A 17,421-nucleotide genomic window follows, 5' to 3' on the forward strand; every position below is an offset into this window, starting at 1 on the left:
TAGGAGCTGTCCGGGCGATCACGCGTCCCGCTAGGGTGACCCGGTGGAGGGACTTGATGAGTGCTGTGGAGATGAGTCGCGTGGAGGCGGTCGCGCTCGTGCAGCGGATCATGCAAGCGGACTACGCCTCGGACGACGAGGTGGACGGCTGGCTGGATCGGCTCGACAGAGCGCTGGCATGCCCGTCCGGTCATGTCAGCGGCTTGATCTTCTGGCCACGGGAGCCGGAGCTTTCTGCTGATGAAGTAGTCGATCAGGCCCTGGCGTATCGGCCGATCGCTTTGTGAGGTCGCTGGTCAACTCCGAAGCCAGATAAGCAGAGCCGCGCTGGTTGTAGTGCCGAGGAAGACGTAGCCGCGCTTGTCATAGCGGGTGGCCACGGCTCGGTACTGCTTCAGTCTGTTGATCGCTCGTTCGACGGTGTTGCGCTTCTTGTAGCGCTCTTCGTCGAAACCGGGTGGCCGTCCGCCATGTGAGCCTTTGCCCAGGCGGGCGGACCGGCTGTCGGTCTTCTCCGGGATCGTGTGCCGGATGCCTCGGCGCCGCAGGTATGCGCGGCACGGGCCGTTGCTGTATCCCTTGTCGGCCGCAATGCTGTCGGGCTTCGTGCGGGGCCGGCCCGGACCGACCCGCGGAACGCGGATCTTTGCCAGCACCGTCTGGAACTGGGTGCAGTCCGCCCGTTGCCCCGGCGTGATGAACAGGGACAATGGACGGCACCGGCCGTCGGCGCTCAGGTGGAGTTTGCTGGTGAACCCGCCCCGCGAGCGGCCCAGTCCCTCACCTCCTGCACCACCTCCGCCAGCCGGGCGAGCAGGCTCTGCCACGGCGTTTCGCCCTGGTGTTCTGCCGTCTCGGCCCCCTTTGATGCAAGTGTCGGCGGCGGTTCGGTCCGGGCACCGGCCGCGTGCTGGTGGGCCCGCACGATGGTGGAGTCCACCGAAATGTCCCAGTCGATCTCGCCCGCGGCATCGGCAGCGGCCTGGACCTGTTGCAGCAGGCGCTCCCACGTGCCGTCGGCCGACCACAGCCGGTGGCGTTCATAGACGGTCTTCCACGGCCCGAAACGCTCGGGAAGATCCCGCCAGTGCACCCCGGTCCGCACCCGGTGCAGAATCCCGTCGATCACCTGCCGGTGATCCCGCCACCGGCCACAACGCCTATTGCTCACCGGCAGGAACGGCCGCAACCGTTCCCACTCCGCATCCGTCAGATCACCCCGCCCCATGCACACAACAACGACTCAGGCACAGGGCAGTCACATGATCGCCCGGACAGCTCCTAAGCGCTCCGCGGGAAGTGCCGAGAAATGCCGTCGTGCGTCTGCGACCGCATCGTGGCTGGTCGCGCCCACGCGGCGGAGCCGCACATCGACACAGCCCCGCGCCCCTTCGGGGCGCTGCCCGAACCGTAGCGGACTTCCTCCGACCTGCTTAGGGTCTGTCGTCAAAGGGGGCGCCCGGCCGCGAGCAGGGGGCACCTCCCGACAGGCCCTAACACGGCGCCCCCGCTACGGGGGACAGAACGCCCAAGTCCCTCCCCGCGGCGGCCCGCTTCGGGGAGCATGGACCGATACCGCATCCGCCTTACGCCCACGGAGCGCCCCGATGACAGACAACGTGCCGGTGCGTTGTCCCGCGTGCCGTCGCGAGCAGTCGTTCACGCCGCCCGCCTTCCCCTGTGCGTGCGGCGCCCCGGTCACCCTCCCTGTCCTCCGCGACGGCAGCCCGGAGGAGCTCTCCCACCGCACCTGGGAGAACCTCTGGGTGGCGGTGAACTGCCCGTCCTGCGGCCGCCAGATCCACTGGCCGCGGCCGGAGCTCGGCTGCGACTGCGGCGCGGTGGTCCGCGTCCCCGTCGCCGCCGCGCCCCCGGCCGGACCGGGCGCCTCGGCCGGGCCCGGCGGCCCGGCGGTGCGGCGCCCGGCCTTCCGGCCGGTCACGATCCGTACCGCGCGGGACGCGGTCACCGCCGCCGCGCAGTACCTGAAGTGGCTCGGCTTCCACAGCCTGCGCCCCTCGGAGGACCGGGCCGTCTCCGGGGTGGACCTCTACGGGACGGGCGTGGTCGCCCAGGTCGATCCGACCACCCGCCCCACCGGGCTGCGGGACATCGAGTGCCTGTGGCTAAACGGGCTCCACAAGTCGGCGACGAGCGTCTTCTTCTCGCTCGCGGGCTATGCGCGGGAGGCGCGGGCGCGCGCCGACGCGCTGCATCTGCCGCTGTTCATCATGGACCTCACCGGCACCCCGCAGCCCGTCAACGACCCGGCGGACGTGCTGATCCGGATGGGCCCGCCGGACGGCTGACCCGGTCGGCCCTTGTGCTCATGACCGGGGAACGCTTCCTTTGAGGGGCCGCCCTCCACTGAGGGGCCACCCCACCGTTCATCCGTCCCATCCGCTCGACCGGCCGGAGGCCGAACGATGGCTGTTCCGTGGTACCCGAGGTCATGGGCCGCTCTCGCCGCCGCGCTGACCCTCCTCCTGGTGACCGGATGCGGGGGCGATGTGCCCCCGCCCGCGGCGGAGAGCTCCTCGCCCGCGCCCGGGCCGCTCTCCGGCACGCCGGCGCCGCCGACCGGCAGCGCGGGCCCCGACGGTGGAGGGAGCGTGGAGGAGGACATCCAGGCGGCGGTCTCCGTCACCAATGCCTACTGGCAGACCCACTGGTCCCAGCTGTTCACCGGCGGCTACGGCCCGCCCCGGGTCGCGGGGGCCTACGACGGCGACACCCCGGGCACTCCGGTGTGCGGCGGCGCGCCCCTCCCGGACGACAACGCCGTGTACTGCCCGGACGGCGACTACATAGCGTGGGACATGGATCTGATGCGCTGGGGCCATGCGCGGGGCGACGCCTGGGTCTATCTGGTGATCGCCCATGAGTGGGGCCACGCGGTCCAGAACCGGCTGGACGCGGGGCTGGTCGATCTGGCCCGTGAGCTCCAGGCCGACTGCCTGGCCGGGGCGGTCCTCTTCGGCGCCGCGCAGGACGGGACGCTCACCTTCGAGGACGGCGACACCGAGGAGCTGGCGGACGCCCTGACCGCGCTCGCCGACCGCACCCCGTGGACCGATGTCTCCGACCACGGCGACGCGTCCCAGCGGGTCTCCTACTTCAGCCGCGGCGCGCGATCCGGGGTGAAGTCCTGTCTGCCGAACGGCGTTCAGTGACGGGGACCGGCGAGAGGGCCGGGGGGCGCGGGGGTGTGGGCCCCTGCTGTGACTTCAGGGGCCCGCAGCTCATCAGCTGGGCGCGGCCTGGGGCTCGGCCCGCTCGGCAAGCGTGTCTTCCGATCTGGCCGGATCGGATTCGGTCCGGGTCTCGGGCAGCAGTTCCCGGGCGGCCGTCTCACGCAGCTCGACCTTGCGGACCTTGCCGCTGACCGTCATCGGGAAGGCGTCCATGAGCCGCAGATAGCGGGGGACCTTGTAGTGGGCGAGGCGGCCCCGGCAGAAGCGGGCGAGCTCGTCACGGGTGAGGGTCCTGGCGCCCTCGCGCAGGATGACGCAGGCCAGGATCTCCTCGCCGTACTTCTCGTCCGGTACGCCGACGACCTGCACATCCGCGATCTTGGGGTGGGTGTGCAGAAACTCCTCGATCTCCCGCGGATAGACGTTCTCGCCACCGCGGACGATCATGTCCTTGATCCGGCCCACGATCTGGACGTAGCCCTCGCCGTCCATCACCGCGAGGTCGCCGGTGTGCATCCAGCGGGCCGAGTCGATCGCCTCGGCGGTCCGCTCGGGCTCCTGCCAGTAGCCGAGCATCACCGAGTAGCCGCGGGTGCACAGCTCGCCGCGGGTGCCGTGGGGCACGGTCGCCCCGGTCGCCGGGTCGACGATCTTGACCTCGACATGCGGCAGCACCCGGCCGACCGTCGAGGTGCGGCGGATGAGGTCGTCATCGGGCCGGGTCTGGGTGGAGACCGGTGAGGTCTCGGTCATGCCGTAGCAGATGGAGACCTCCTGCATGTGCATCTCGTCGACCACCCGCCGCATCACCTCCACCGGGCAGGGCGATCCGGCCATGATCCCGGTGCGCAGCGAGCTGAGGTCGAAGGTGGCGAAGTCCGGCAGCGCCAGCTCGGCGATGAACATGGTGGGCACGCCGTACAGCGCGGTGCAGCGCTCCCGTTCGACGGCGGAGAGGGTGGCGACGGCGTCGAAGGTGGGGGCGGGGATGACCACGCAGGCGCCGTGGGTGGTGGCCGCGAGGTTGCCCATCACCATGCCGAAGCAGTGGTAGAAGGGCACCGGCACACAGATCCGGTCCTGGGCGGTGTAGCGGACCGTCTCCCCCACGAAGAAGCCGTTGTTGAGGATGCTGTGGTGGGAGAGGGTGGCGCCCTTGGGGAAGCCGGTGGTGCCGGAGGTGTACTGGATGTTGACCGCGTCGTCGCAGCCGATCCGGGCCTCGCGCTCGGCCAGCCGCCCGGGGGCGACATCGGCGCCCGCGCGCACCAGCATGTCCCAGGTCCGGTCGCCGATGTAGATGACATCGCGCAGCGCGGAGCAGGCCGAGCGCACCTGCTCGACCATCCGGCGGTAGTCGCTGGTCTTGTGCTCGGTGGAGGCGACCAGGACCGAGATGCCCGCCTGCTGGAGCACATACCGCAGCTCGTGTACGCGGTACGCGGGGTTGATATTGACCATGATGGCGCCGATGCGGGCGGTCGCGTACTGCATCAGCACCCATTCGGGGCAGTTGACGGCCCAGATGCCGACCCGGTCGCCCTTGGCGACCCCCTTGGCCATCAGCCCGAGCGCGACCTCCTCCACCGACCGGCCGAACTCGGCGTAGGTCCAGCGGCGGCCGGAGGGGATGTCGACGAGCGCGTCGCGCTCGCCGTACAGCTCGACGGCGCGGGCCAGATTGGCGCCGATGGTGTCGCCGAGCAGCGGGAGGTCACCCACTCCACTGGCGTAGGAGAGCCCGGCTGGGCTTGGTGGGTCGGACGTCAGGTCGGTCATGGCAGCTCCTTGGTGTCACGGTCACGGACGCCTTCACGTTCGTGAGGGTGGGTCATCATATGAGCGTCAGTCATCAGATCTCCTCATGAAACTCGATACCGCCCCCCTGTGCCGTGCGTTCACGCAGCTCGATCCGGCGAATCTTCCCGGAAACCGTCTTGGGGAGGTCGGCGAACTCCAGTCGGCGGATCCGCTTGTACGGCGCGAGCACCGCCCGCGAGTGCGCGAACAGCGCCTTTGCCGTGTCCGGGCCGGGCTCCCAGCCCTCCGCCAGGACGATGTACGCCTTCGGCACGGCGAGCCGCACCGGGTCGGGGGCCGGGACGACGGCGGCCTCGGCGACCGCCTCGTGCTCCAGCAGGGCACTCTCCAGCTCGAACGGGGAGATCTTGTAGTCGGAGGCCTTGAAGACGTCGTCGGCGCGGCCGATGTAGGTGATGTAGCCGTCGGCGTCGCGCGAACCGATGTCCCCGGTGCGGTAGTAGCCGCCCGCGGTGGCCTCGGCGGTGCGCTCCTCGTCGCCCTCGTAACCGGTCATCAGGCCGACCGGGCGGCCCTCCGGGCCGGTGAGGTCGAGGCAGATCTCGCCCTCCTCACCGGGCCGGCCGGTGACCGGATCGAGCAGGACGACCCGGAAGCCGGGGGTCGGCCGTCCCATCGAACCCGGCTTGAGCGGCTGCCCGGGGGTGTTGGCCACCTGGACGGCCGTCTCGGTCTGGCCGAAGCCGTCCCGGATGGTCACCCCCCAGGCGCGCCGCACATGCTCGATGACCTCGGGGTTCAGCGGCTCGCCCGCGGCGACGGCCTCCCGGGGCGGGGTGCGCAGCTGGGTGAGATCGGCCTGGATGAGCATCCGCCAGACGGTGGGCGGGGCGCAGAAGGTGGTGATCCCGCAGCGGTCCATCTCGGCCATCAGCCGGGTGGCGTCGAACCGGGTGTAGTTGTGGACGAAGACGGTGGCCTCGGCGTTCCAGGGGGCGAAGAGATTGGACCAGGCGTGCTTGGCCCATCCGGGGGAGGAGATGTTGAGGTGGACATCGCCCGGTTCGACCCCGATCCAGTACATCGTCGACAGATGTCCGATGGGGTACGAGATGTGAGTGTGCTCGACCAGCTTGGGGCGGGCGGTGGTGCCGGAGGTGAAGTACAGCATCAGGGGGTCGGTGGCGAGGGTCGGCCCGTCGGGGGTGAACGGCTCGTCACCCCCGGTGCCGTCGACCGTGATGGCGGCGGTCCCGGCGTCCTCGTAGGCGAGCCAGCCCTCGGCGGCGCCGCCGACCGCGATCCGGGTGTAGTCCCCGGCCACGTCCGCGAACTTGCCGGTGTCCCCGGCCCGCACGATCACATGCCGCGCCCGGCCGCGCTCGACGCGGTCGGCGAGGTCGAGCGGCCCGAGCAGCGGGGTGGCGGGGATGACCACGGCGCGCAGCTTCATCGCGGCCAGCGCGGTCTCCCACAGCTCGACCTGGTTGCCGAGCATGACCACGATGCGGTCACCGGCCCGCACGCCCCGCTCGCGCAGCCAGTTCGCGGCCCGGTCGGAGCGGCGGCGCAGCTCCTCGAAGGTCAGCCGGACCTCGCCGCCGTCCTCCTCGACGATGTGCAGGGCGGTACGGTCGCCGCTGCGCCCGGCGATCCCGTCGAACCAGTCCAGGGCCCAGTTGAACCGCTCCGGGCGGGGCCAGCGGAAACCCTCGTACGCCGCCGCGTAGTCCGCCCGGTGACCGAGCAGGAAGTCCCGTGCCGCGCGGAAGTCCTGGGCCGGATTCATTGCTGTCACTTGTCCTCCTGAAGGGCGTACCGCTCGCTAGCATCGTGCGACGGGTGATCTGAGTCTCACTACCCCCGGACGGGGGTGGCGCTGGATGCGGGAGGTGGCCGTGGCGGGTTCGGACGGGGCGGGATCGGGCGGGGCCGCCGACGTGCGGAGCGCGCTCCAGCGGATGCGCCGGCGCGGTGGACTGCCCGTCGCGTTCGGCGGGCTCTTCTCGGGCGCGCGGCAGTTCCGGATCTCGGAACTCACCGGCACCACGACCAACTCCCTGCGGGGACTGGCCATCACACCCGGCAACGGCCTGGGCGGCAAGGTCCTCACCATGTCCCGGCCGATCTCGGTGGCGGACTACCCCACTTCGCGGGCGATCAGCCATGAATACGACGCGGCGGTGGGCGCGGAGGGGCTGCGCTCGATGCTCGCGGTGCCGGTGGTGGTGCGCGGGCAGGTGCGCGGGGTGCTGTACGGCGCGCTGCGTCAGCCGCTGGTGCTCGGCGACCGCGCGCTGAGCTCGGCCGTGGAGGCGGCCCGCGAACTGGAACGGGCGCTGGAGCACGAACTGGCGCAGGAGCTGGCGGCGCGGGACGAGGCGCAGCGGCTGCTGGCCGAGGCGCGGAAGCGGCGGCTGCGGGGGCAGCCGCAGTGGGCGCCCCCGGCGGAGGAGACCGATCCGGCGGTGTGGGAGGAGGTGCGCGAGGCCCATGGCGATCTGCGGGCCCTGGCGTACCGGGTGCCCGACCCCCAGCTGCGGGCGGAGATACTCACCGCCTGCGGCCGGCTGGCCAGGGCCTCCTCGGGGCGCGGCCGGGAGCGGACCCACCCGAGCGGGGTGGAGCTGTCGCCGCGCGAGGTGGATGTGCTGGCGTGTGTGGCGTCGGGGGCGACGAATTCGGCGGCGGCGGAGCGGCTGGGGCTGCGGCCGGAGACGGTCAAGAGCTATCTGCGGTCCTCGATGCGGAAGTTGGGTGCCCATACCCGTCTCCACGCCGTGGTCGAGGCCCGCCGGGCGGGGCTGCTGCCGTAGGGAGTGTCCGGCGGTACGCGTACGCCTGCGGCGGGCTGCTCCCCTACCCGCCCCTTCCCGTAACCGGGGCTCCGCCCCGGACCCCGCTCCTCAAACGCCGGAGGGGCTGTTTTCAGCCCGTCCGGGGTCCAGGGGGCGGAGCCCCATGGTTCGGGAAGGGGCGGGTAGGGGAAGGCACCGCTATGCGGCTCCGCCGCGTCGTGGTCCGCTGGACAGGGCCGGGCGCCGAGCGGGCAGTCCGCCGCTCCCCCAGGGCGCACGCCGGTCATATGGGGCGATATCCTGCACTGAGGTCAGTGCTCGCGACCCGAGACGACAGGAGGGGCGCAGGTCCGAGCCCGAGCCCGCTATCCGTAAAGGACCGTCTATGCCCGAGCGCCGCCGCACCCCGCGTCCCACGAAGCGCCACCTCTGGCGGCGCCCCGCCGGGGCGGACCGGGCCGACGCCACACCCCGCCCCGCCCCTGGCCCGCCGCGCGGCGAGCCGTCGGCCGCGGCGGCCGACGGGACCCCGCCCGAGGTCGACGAGCGCAGTGTGGTGGACGCCGCCGTGTACCGGGACGGCCGCCGGGTCGGCACTCCCGGCTCCCTCGCCGCCACCTACCGGCGGCTGCGCGAGGAGACGGGCGCCATGGCGTGGATCGGGCTGTTCCGGCCGAGCGAGGGGGAGCTGCTCTCGCTCGCCGAGGAGTTCGATCTACACAAGCTGGCCATCGAGGACGCGATGGAGGCCCATCAGCGCCCCAAGCTGGAGCGCTACGGCGAGACGCTCTTCGTGGTGCTGCGCGCCGCCCGCTATCTCGACGCGCCCGAGGAGGTGGACTTCGGCGAGCTGCATGTCTTCGTGGGCCCCGACTTCGTCATCACCGTCCGGCACGGCGCGGCGCCGGACCTGTCGGCGGTGCGCGCCCGGATGGAGTCCACCCCCGAGCTGCTGGCGCTGGGCCCCGAGGCCGTGCTGTACGCGATCCTCGACGCGGTCGTGGACGGCTACGCACCCGTCGTGGCGGGGGTGCAGAACGACATCGACGAGATCGAGACCGAGGTCTTCCGCGGCGACCCCGAGGTCTCGCGGCGCATCTATGAGCTCTCCCGCGAAATGGTGGAGTTCCAGCGCGCCACCCGCCCCCTGGTCGGGATGTTGCACGGGCTGATGGCGGGCTTCGACAAGTACGGCACCGACGAGGAGCTCCAGCGCTATCTGCGGGACGTCGCCGACCACGTCACCCACACCAGCGAGCGCGTGGACGGCTTCCGCTCCGCCCTCACCGACATCCTCGCGGTCAACGCCACGCTGGTGTCCCAGCAGCAGAACGCCGAGATGCGGGCGCTGGCCGAGGCGGGCTTCGAGCAGAACGAGGAGGTCAAGAAGATCTCCGCCTGGGCGGCCATCCTGTTCGCCCCCACGCTGGTCGGCACCATCTACGGGATGAACTTCACCCACATGCCCGAGCTGCACTGGGTGCTGGGCTACCCCTTCGCGATCCTGCTGATGGCGGTGGTCTGCGTCAGCCTGTACCTCATCTTCAAGCGCCGCGACTGGCTCTGACGGCGCCACACCTCTCCGGCCCGCCCGGCGGTTCTAGGGAATCCCCCGATGAACCGCTGATTCAGCCGTTTCCGTAGCCCCTCCATGCCGTTTGTGCTTCGATGCCGTGCGACACGGCACGGCGGGCGAGCTACAGGGGTGGGCGTATGGACCGGCGAGGGTTCCTCAGGGGCGCGGCCGCACTGTCCACCGCGGGGCTGGTCACCGCCGTCGGCGGTACCGCGACGGCCACCGCCGCGCCGCCCCGGCCGGCCGCCGCCCAGGACTGGCTGTCGGCCATCGCCGACGCCACTCCGGTCCAGCGGCTGACCCTGCCCGGAACCCATGACTCCGGCGCCCGCTTCGGCGGTCCGTGGACGGAGTGTCAGAACACCGCCATCGCCGACCAGCTGGCCGGCGGCATCCGCTTCCTGGACATCCGCTGCCGCGCCTTCGACAACGCCTTCCCGATCCACCACGGCGCCTTCTACCAGCACCTCAACTTCGACGATGTGCTCGGCGCCTGCCGCTCCTTCCTCTCCGCGCATCCCTCGGAGACGGTGCTGATGCGGGTCAAGCAGGAGTACTCGGAGGAGAGCGCCGCGGAGTTCCGCCGGATCTTCGACAGCTACCTGGACGACAAGGGCTGGCGCCCGCTGTTCCGCCTGGACAGCACCCTCCCCACCCTGGGCCAGGCCCGGGGCAGGGTGGTGCTGCTCGCCGACTCGGACAACATGCCGGGGGTGCGGTACGGCGACGGTGCGCTCTTCGACATCCAGGACGACTACATGGCGGAGCCGATCGGCAAGTACCCGAAGATCGAGGCGCAGTTCCGCAAGGCGGCGGCCCAGCCCGGCAAGCTCTTCATGAACTACGTCTCCACCGCCGCCCTGCTGCCGCCCCGCTCCAACGCGGACCGGCTGAACCCGCGGGTGAAGTCGTTCCTGGAGGGCGCCGAGGCACAGAGCTGGACCGGGCTCGGGATCGTTCCGATGGACTTCCCGAACACCACGTCCGGCCTGGTCGACGCCCTGGTCCGGCACAATCCGGCGGGCTGACCGCGCGGCGTCAGCGGCCGCGGGGGCGGCGGAAGAGGTGGACCGCCGGGTCCGCGTAGCGCACCAGCTCCAGCGCCTGCTCCGGGAACCACTCCCCCGCCTCGGGGTTGATGGTCCCGCGCACCGGGTCCAGGGGCCCGTCGGTGCCGCGCAGACAGCGCCCGTCCGACTGGCCCGGCGTCTTCACCCACAGCGCGGCGTCCAGCAGCGCCTCGCCGGTACGGGTGGTGGGGCGCCGCCCCAGGCCCCGGCCCGGCGGGTTGCACCATGACTGGACGTCGTTGTGCTGGTGCGAGGCGGCCCTCGGGGTCCAGGGGCCCTGGCCGTTGCGGCTGGTGTCGGTGACGTAGTGCTTCATCCGGGCCGGGTCGTCCGGTACGTGGTGGCGCAGCCAGCGGCGGACATGCCGCCGTGACCAGCTCTGCTCGGCGCAGTCCTCGGGGTCCCCGCCCTCGTCGGCGTAGGCGAGGCAGGAGGAGACCAGCCGGCCGTACCAGGCGCTGTCCTGGTCGGTCTGGTAGTGGGAGACATTGAGGGCGAAGCCGGTGGCGCGGTCGATCCCGGCCTTGATCAGCCGGGGCACGATGGTGCTGACGGAGTGCCAGCCGGAGTGGCCCGCGTCCAGGTACACCGAGGTGTTGCCGAGCGCGCTGAGGACGTCGACCGCGTAGTTGATCTCGGAGTAGCGGGCGGCGGTCTCCGGGTCCTCGACCACCGGGGTGTCCGGGTCGCCCGCTTCGCTCGCCTCCTCGGAGTCGGGGGTCACGGGGTCGGGCGTGGGCAGCGGGGGCAGCTCGGGCAGGGTGCTGGGCTGCTCGGCGGAGGGCTCGGGGTCGGGGCTCCGGGACGCGGAGGGCTCGGGGTCGGCGGCCTCCTGGGCCCCCGGGAACATGGGCATCAGGAGCCCGGAGGCGTCGGGGCCCGAATCGGTGGACTGCGGGTCGGTGGACTGCGGTTCCGTGGACTGCGGGTCCGTGGACTGCGGGTCCGTGGACTGCGCGGCGCCCTGGCCGGTGCCGGAGGCGGTCGACGCGGCGGGCGGTGCCGTGGAGGCGTCGGGGTCGGGCAGCGGCGGCAGCTCGGTGGGCGATGCCTCGACGGCGGGCCGCTCCTCGACGGCGGTCTGGTCAGGCTGCTGCTCCTCGACGGCGGTCTGCTCGGGCTGCTGCGACTCGACGGCGGTCTCCTCGGCGTTCGAGGCGTCCGCGCAGTCGGAGGGCAGCAGCGCCAGCGAATCGGGTTCGAGGACGATCAGCACCTTGCGGTCGCCGATGGCCTCGGCGACGGCGTCGATCCACGCCTGGTACGCGGCGAGGCCGTCCGCTCCCCCGCTCGAGTAGCTGCCGCAGTCACGGCCCGGGATGTTGTACAGGGCGATGACCGGCAGCCTCCCCTGCCGGTCCGCGCTCCGCGTCGTCCGGCGGACCAGCCGCGTGACCTGCTCCGGGGTCTCGTCCCCGAACCAGACCGCGTGCGGCGTCCGCACCATGGCGAGGAGCCCGGCGGAGTCACGGAAGTCGCCCCGCCAGGCGAGCCGGGCCACCTGGCGGTAGGAGTCCCGGTCGGGGGGCGGGGCGTAGAGGCGGGTCACGCGCGAGGACTCGTCGTCGTCCTCCGGCACGGCCGCGCTCACCACGGGGCTGATCAACAGGGGCAGGGTGGCCGCGGCCACGACGGCCGTCGACACGGTGAGGATCTTGCGTCTCTTACGCACGTGCGCACTCCAGGGGGGCGGCAGGACCAAGGTCGGTTTCTGACTCTCACTCAGAAACCGGCGCCCGGCAAATGAATCCCCCGCCAGATGGCGGAGGATTTTTCCCGCTCAGGAGTGGCCTTATGTCAGACGATCCTTCTGTGAGCTGATCCGATTTCAGCTGCGCCGAGTATCGGGCGACGGCGTTCGACGGGTCTCGACGGAGTTCGACGGCGTTCGACGGAGTTTCAGGCGACCGAGCCGATCCGGTCTTCCGAGGGCGCCCGGGTGTCGTGGTGGATCGGGCTCCGGGCACCCGTCAGCGGCGTACCGCTGCCGCCCCGCCGGTTCGCGACGATCTCGCCCGCGATGGACAGCGCGGTCTCCTCGGGCGTACGGGCGCCGAGGTCCAGCCCGATCGGGGAGCGCAGCCGGGCCAGCTCCGGCTCGCCCACACCCGCCTCACGCAGCCGCCGCAGCCGGTCCCGGTGGGTGCGGGCGGAGCCCATCGCGCCGACGTACGCCACGGGCAGCAGCAGCGCCCGCTCCAGCAGCGGGACGTCGAACTTCGGGTCGTGGGTGAGCACGCACAGCACCGTGCGGCCGTCCACCTCGGTCCGGTCGAGATAGCGGTGGGGCCAGTCGACGACCACCTCGTCGGCGTCCGGGAAGCGGAGCTCGGTCGCGAAGACCGGACGGGCGTCGCAGACCGTGACGTGGTAGTTCAGGAACTTCCCGATCCGCACCAGCGCGCTCGCGAAGTCCACGGCGCCGAAGACGATCATGCGCGGCGGCGGCACGCTGGACTCCGCGAGCAGCGTGACGGGCCGCCCGCAGCGGCTCCCCTCGGCGCCGATCTCCACGGTCGCGGTGCGCCCGGCGTCCAGCAGGGCACGGGCCTCCGCGGCGGCCGTACGGTCCAGCTCGGGGTGGCCGCCCAGGGTGCCGTCCCAGCCGCCGTCCGGGCCGACGAGCAGGGCGCGGCCCAGCAGCTCGGGCGGGCCGTCCACGATCCGGGCCAGCGCGGTCGTCCGGCCCCCGGCGGCGGCGGACGCGGCGGCGGCGAACACCGGGCGCAGCTCACGGTCGGCCGCGCGCACCGGGCTGACCAGGACATCGATGACCCCGCCGCAGGTCAGACCGACCGCGAAGGCGTCCTCGTCGGAGTAGCCGAAGGTCTCCCGCACGCTCTCGCCGGTGCGCAGCGCCTCCTGACACAGCTCGTACACCGCGCCCTCGACACAGCCGCCGGACACGCTGCCGACCGCCGTGCCCTCCGCGTCCACGGCGAGCGCGGCGCCGGGCAGGCGGGGTGCGCTGCCGCCCACGGAGACCACGGTGGCGACGGCGAAATCCCGGCCCTCCGCGCACCATCGGTGCAGCTCGGCGGCGATGTCCAGCATGGTGATCAGCTCCTCGGACGGCCATGTGCGGGCCACTTATATTCGCCTCAACGCGCCGGGCCCGCGAAATCTGCCCTCAGGTGCCGGTCAGATGTTCCGGACGGACGGGCACCCGTCGCAGGGGGAGGCCGGTGGCGGCGCGGATGGCGGCGACGACGGCCGGGGTGGAGGAGAGCGTGGGCGCCTCGCCGACGCCGCGCAGCCCGTACGGGGCATGGTCGTCGGCCAGCTCCAGCACCTCCACCGGCATGGCCGGGGTGTCCAGGATGGTGGGGATCAGATAGTCCGTGAACGACGGGTTGCGCACCCGCGCCCCGTCCCGCGAGACGACGATCTCCTCCATCACGGCGAGCCCAAGACCCTGCGTCGAGCCGCCGTGGATCTGCCCGACCACCGACAGCGGATTGATCGCCTTGCCCACGTCCTGCGCGGCCGCCAGCTCGACCACCTTGACCAGGCCCAGTTCGGTGTCCACCTCGACGACCGCGCGGTGGGCGCAGAAGGAGTACTGCACATGGCCGAAGCCCTGTCCGGTGCGCAGATCGAACGGCTCGGTCGGCCGGTGCCGGAACTCCCGCTCCAGGTCGATCGCCTCGTCGCCGAGGACCCCGGCGAGGTCGCCGATCACCTCGCCGCCGTCGGTGACCACCTTGCCGTCCGCCAGCCGCAGTCGTTCGGGCTCCGCCCACGCCGGGTGGGCGGAGCCGAACCGCTCGCGGCCGCGCCGCAGCACCTCCGCCCGGACCGCCTCGCAGGCGTGCTTGACGGCACCGCCCGTCATATACGTCTGGCGGGACGCGGAGGTGGAGCCCGCCGAGCCGACCCGGGTGTCGGCCGGGTGGAGGGTGACCCGGTCGACGCCCAGCTCGGTGCGGGCGATCTGGGCGTGCACGGTGACCCCGCCCTGGCCGACCTCGGCCATCGCGGTGTGCACCAGGGCGACCGGCTCGCCGCCGATCACTTCCAGCCGGATCCGGGCCGTGGAGTAGTCGTCGAAGCCCTCGGAGAACCCGACGTTCTTGATGCCGACCGCATAGCCCACCCCGCGCACCACGGCCTCGCCATGGGTGGTGTTGGACAGCCCGCCGGGCAGGGCCCGTACGTCCACCGGGCCGCCCGCCGCCTCCCAGGCGCGCTCGGGCGGCATCGGCAGCGCCTTGACGCGGCGCAGCAGCTCGGCGACCGGGGCCGGGGAGTCGACCACCTGCCCGGTGGGCATGGTGGCACCCTGCGCCATGGCGTTGCGCTGCCGGAACTCCACCGGGTCCAGGCCGAGTTCGGCCGCCACCGCGTCCATCTGCGCCTCGTAGGCGAAGCACGCCTGGACGGCGCCGAAGCCGCGCATCGCACCGCAGGGCGGGTTGTTGGAGTAGAGGGCGATGGCCTCCACGTCCACGTTCTCGACGACGTAGGGGCCGATGGACAGGGAGGCGGCGTTGCCGACCACCGCCGGGGAGGAGGAGGCGTACGCGCCGCCGTCCAGGACGATCCGGCACTGGACGTAGAGCAGCGTGCCGTCGCGGGTCGCGCCGTGTTCGTAGCTGAGCTTGGCGGGGTGGCGGTGGACATGGCCGAAGAAGGACTCGTACCGGTTGTAGACGATCTTCACGGGCCGTCCGGTGCGCAGCGCCAGCAGACAGGCGTGGGCCTGCATGGACAGGTCCTCGCGCGCGCCGAACGCCCCGCCGACGCCGGACAGCGTCAGCCGCACCTTGTCGGCGGGCAGCCCGAGCACCGGGGCGAGCTGGTCCCGGTCGACATGCAGCCACTGGGTGGCGATGTAGAGGTCCACCCCGCCGTCCTCGGCGGGCACCGCGAGCCCCGACTCCGGGCCGAGGAAGGCCTGGTCCTGCATGCCCACTTCGTAAGTACGGCGCACCACCACATCGGCGCGGGCCCGGGCGGCGGCCACATCGCCGCGCCGGATGGGCTGGCGGTGCACGATGTTCGGATGCGGGACGTGGGAGGCGTGGTGGTCCCGGCGGCCGGGGTGGAGCAGCGGGGCGTCCGGCGCGGTCGCGGTGGCCTCGTCCACGACCAGCGGCAGCTCCTCGTACTCCACCGCGATCCGGGCGGCGGCGCGGCGCGCGGTCTCGGGGTGGTCGGCGGCGACGATCGCGACGGGCTCGCCGTGGAAGCGGACCCGGTCCTTGGCGAGCACGGGCTGGTCGTGGATCTCCAGGCCGTAGTGGGTCCCGGCGGGCAGGTCGTCATGTGTCATGACGGCGTACACCCCGGGCAGGGCGAGCGCCGCGGCGGTGTCGATGGACCGGATCGCGGCGTGGGCGTACGGGCTGCGGAGGGTGAAGCCCCACAGCATGTCCTCGTGCCACAGATCCGAGGAGTACGCGAACTCGCCGGTCACCTTGAGGGTGCCGTCCGGGCGCAGGGTGGACTCGCCGACGGTCCCCCGGGTGGCGCCGGTGGCCTGGGTGAGGGTGGTGGGGGCGCTGGCGGTGCGGTCGGCTGCCATGGTCACTCCGCCTCCCCGGTGCGGGCGGCCGCGAGCCGGACCGCGTCCAGGATCTTCTCGTAGCCGGTGCAGCGGCAGAGGTTGCCGGAGAGCGCCTCGCGGATGTCGGCGTCGGAGGGGTCGGGGTTGCGCTCGAGCAGCTCATCGGCGGCCACGAGCAGTCCGGGGGTGCAGAAGCCGCACTGGACGGCGCCCGCGTTGATGAACGCCTGCTGGACGGGGGCCAGCGGGGCGGCCTGCCCGGGGTGGGATGGCTCGGGCTTCCCCGGGCGGGCTGCCTCGGGCTCACCGGGGCGGGATGGCTCGGGGCGGGATGGCCCGGACCGCTGCCGGGCGTGGTCCGCGAGCCCCTCGACGGTGACCACCTCGCGCCCCTCGGCCTGCCCCGCCGCCACCAGGCAGGCGCATACCGGCAGCCCGTCGAGGCGGACCGTGCAGGAGCCGCATTCGCCCTGCTCACAGGCGTTCTTCGAACCGGGAAGCCCCAGCCGCTCGCGCAGCACGTACAGCAGGGACTCGCCCTCCCAGACGTCATCGGCCTCGTACGGCCGCCCGTTGACCCTCATGTTCACGCGCACGATGCGGTCCTCCCCTCTCCCTCGCGATACGCCTCCCAGGTCCAGCCGAGCGTGCGGCGCGCCATGACCCCCACCGCGCGGCGGCGGTAGGCGGCGGTGCCGCGTACGTCGTCGATCGGGCGGCAGGCCCCGGCGCACAGCTCGGCGAAGCGCCGGACGGCCGACGGGTCGAGGGGCGCGCCGCTGTCCCAGAAGCCGCCCTCCTCCAGCGCCGCACCCAGGAACTCCTCGGCCTCATGGGCCCGTACGGGCGTGGGCGCGGCCGATCCGATGCCGGTGCGCACGGTGCGGGTGCGCGGATGGAGCGCGACGGCGAAGGCGCAGACCGCGATCACCATGGCGTTCCGCGTGCCGACCTTGGAGAACTGCTGCGGACCGTCCGCTCGTCGGATGTGCACCGCCCGGATCAGCTCATCGGGCTCCAGGGCGTGGCGCTTGACCCCGGTGAAGAACTCCTCGACCGGGATCCGCCGGGTGCCGCGCACCGACGCCACCTCCACCTCGGCCCCGGCCGCCAGCAGCGCGGGATGGGCGTCCCCGGCGGGCGAGGCGGCGCCGAGGTTGCCGCCGACGGTGCCGCGGTTGCGGATCTGCGGTGAGCCGACGGTGTGCGCGGCGAGCGCGAGACCCGGCAGCTCGGTCCGGAGCTCCTCGATGATCCGGGTGTACGGGACGCCCGCGCCCAGCCGGACCGTACGGTCGGTGGTCTCCCATTCGGCCAGTTCGGCGACGCGGGTCAGATCGAGCAGATACTCGGGCCGCCGGTGATCGAAGTTGATCTCGACCATCACATCGGTGCCGCCCGCGATGGGCACGGCGGTGGGGTGCTCGGCCTTCGCGGCGAGCGCCTCCTCCCAGCCGGCGGGGCGCAGGAACTCCATGGGTCTCTCTTCTCGGATCGTCGGCGTCGTCGGCGT

At 72.4% G+C, this 17,421-nt stretch carries 14 protein-coding genes; 6 read left to right on the plus strand and 8 right to left on the minus strand.

The features are described 5' to 3' along the window. Nucleotides 1-56 precede the first annotated feature (56 nt). Nucleotides 57-287 (plus strand): e9imm peptide, encoded by a 231-nt coding sequence (locus tag ACT2CW_RS32670; RefSeq protein WP_445516656.1) that lies wholly within the window; start codon nucleotides 57-59, stop codon nucleotides 285-287. Nucleotides 288-296: 9 nt separating this feature from the next. Here the strand turns inward: ACT2CW_RS32670 and ACT2CW_RS32675 are convergent. After that, nucleotides 297-1,228, minus strand: a protein-coding gene (locus tag ACT2CW_RS32675; RefSeq protein ID WP_445516655.1) for an IS5 family transposase whose coding sequence is annotated in 2 segments (ribosomal slippage) — nucleotides 297-848 and nucleotides 851-1,228 — 930 coding nt in all. Because the reading frame shifts where the segments join, the coding sequence is not laid out codon by codon here. 379 nt (nucleotides 1,229-1,607) lie between these two features. On the opposite strand from ACT2CW_RS32675, the gene ACT2CW_RS32680 reads away from it, so the two are divergent. Further along, complete coding sequence (locus ACT2CW_RS32680) at nucleotides 1,608-2,309, plus strand: hypothetical protein (protein ID WP_164427813.1); 702 nt, start codon at nucleotides 1,608-1,610, stop codon at nucleotides 2,307-2,309. 117 nt (nucleotides 2,310-2,426) lie between these two features. Further along, nucleotides 2,427-3,173: a neutral zinc metallopeptidase gene (locus tag ACT2CW_RS32685; protein WP_445519217.1), complete on the plus strand. Its 747-nt coding sequence runs from the start codon at nucleotides 2,427-2,429 to the stop codon at nucleotides 3,171-3,173. A gap of 72 nt (nucleotides 3,174-3,245) precedes the next feature. Here ACT2CW_RS32685 and ACT2CW_RS32690 read toward each other — a convergent pair whose 3' ends face one another. Both ACT2CW_RS32690 and ACT2CW_RS32695 read right to left on the minus strand, forming a co-directional pair. Further along, nucleotides 3,246-4,973, minus strand: a complete 1,728-nt coding sequence (locus tag ACT2CW_RS32690; protein WP_445519218.1) for an AMP-binding protein — start codon at nucleotides 4,971-4,973, stop codon at nucleotides 3,246-3,248. 73 nt (nucleotides 4,974-5,046) lie between these two features. Beyond that, a complete protein-coding gene (locus ACT2CW_RS32695; protein WP_445519377.1) occupies nucleotides 5,047-6,744 on the minus strand; it encodes an AMP-binding protein in 1,698 nt (565 codons plus the stop codon). 94 nt (nucleotides 6,745-6,838) lie between these two features. On the opposite strand from ACT2CW_RS32695, the gene ACT2CW_RS32700 reads away from it, so the two are divergent. The 3 genes from ACT2CW_RS32700 to ACT2CW_RS32710 all read left to right on the plus strand — a co-directional run bounded on the left by ACT2CW_RS32700 (nucleotide 6,839) and on the right by ACT2CW_RS32710 (nucleotide 10,357). After that, nucleotides 6,839-7,771, plus strand: coding sequence for a helix-turn-helix transcriptional regulator (locus tag ACT2CW_RS32700; protein WP_182471547.1), 933 nt, complete (start codon nucleotides 6,839-6,841; stop codon nucleotides 7,769-7,771). A 367-nt stretch (nucleotides 7,772-8,138) separates the two neighbouring features. Beyond that, entirely contained in the window at nucleotides 8,139-9,320 is a 1,182-nt protein-coding gene (locus ACT2CW_RS32705) for a magnesium and cobalt transport protein CorA (protein WP_445519219.1), read from the plus strand. Nucleotides 9,321-9,466: 146 nt separating this feature from the next. Next, on the plus strand, nucleotides 9,467-10,357 hold the full coding sequence (locus ACT2CW_RS32710) for a phosphatidylinositol-specific phospholipase C (RefSeq protein WP_445519220.1): 891 nt from the start codon (nucleotides 9,467-9,469) through the stop codon (nucleotides 10,355-10,357). Nucleotides 10,358-10,367: 10 nt separating this feature from the next. Here ACT2CW_RS32710 and ACT2CW_RS32715 read toward each other — a convergent pair whose 3' ends face one another. From ACT2CW_RS32715 to ACT2CW_RS32735, 5 genes are all read right to left on the minus strand, one after another. Further along, complete coding sequence (locus tag ACT2CW_RS32715) at nucleotides 10,368-12,071, minus strand: glycoside hydrolase family 6 protein (protein WP_445519221.1); 1,704 nt, start codon at nucleotides 12,069-12,071, stop codon at nucleotides 10,368-10,370. Nucleotides 12,072-12,298: 227 nt separating this feature from the next. Then, on the minus strand, nucleotides 12,299-13,453 hold the full coding sequence (locus ACT2CW_RS32720; protein ID WP_445519378.1) for an XdhC family protein: 1,155 nt from the start codon (nucleotides 13,451-13,453) through the stop codon (nucleotides 12,299-12,301). A 76-nt stretch (nucleotides 13,454-13,529) separates the two neighbouring features. Then, the gene (gene pucD, locus ACT2CW_RS32725; RefSeq protein WP_445519222.1) at nucleotides 13,530-15,926 is read right to left on the minus strand and encodes a xanthine dehydrogenase subunit D; all 2,397 of its coding nucleotides are present in this window, start codon (nucleotides 15,924-15,926) and stop codon (nucleotides 13,530-13,532) included. A 2-nt stretch (nucleotides 15,927-15,928) separates the two neighbouring features. After that, nucleotides 15,929-16,504 carry a (2Fe-2S)-binding protein gene (locus ACT2CW_RS32730; RefSeq protein ID WP_445519223.1) on the minus strand — a complete coding sequence of 192 codons (576 nt, stop codon included), beginning with the start codon at nucleotides 16,502-16,504 and terminating at the stop codon, nucleotides 15,929-15,931. Beyond that, entirely contained in the window at nucleotides 16,495-17,385 is an 891-nt protein-coding gene (locus tag ACT2CW_RS32735; RefSeq protein WP_445519224.1) for an FAD binding domain-containing protein, read from the minus strand. The genes ACT2CW_RS32730 and ACT2CW_RS32735 overlap by 10 nt, the downstream gene beginning before the upstream one ends. Nucleotides 17,386-17,421: the final 36 nt, after the last annotated feature.

The sequence above is a fragment of the Streptomyces sp. NEAU-174 genome (genome assembly GCF_052665095.1).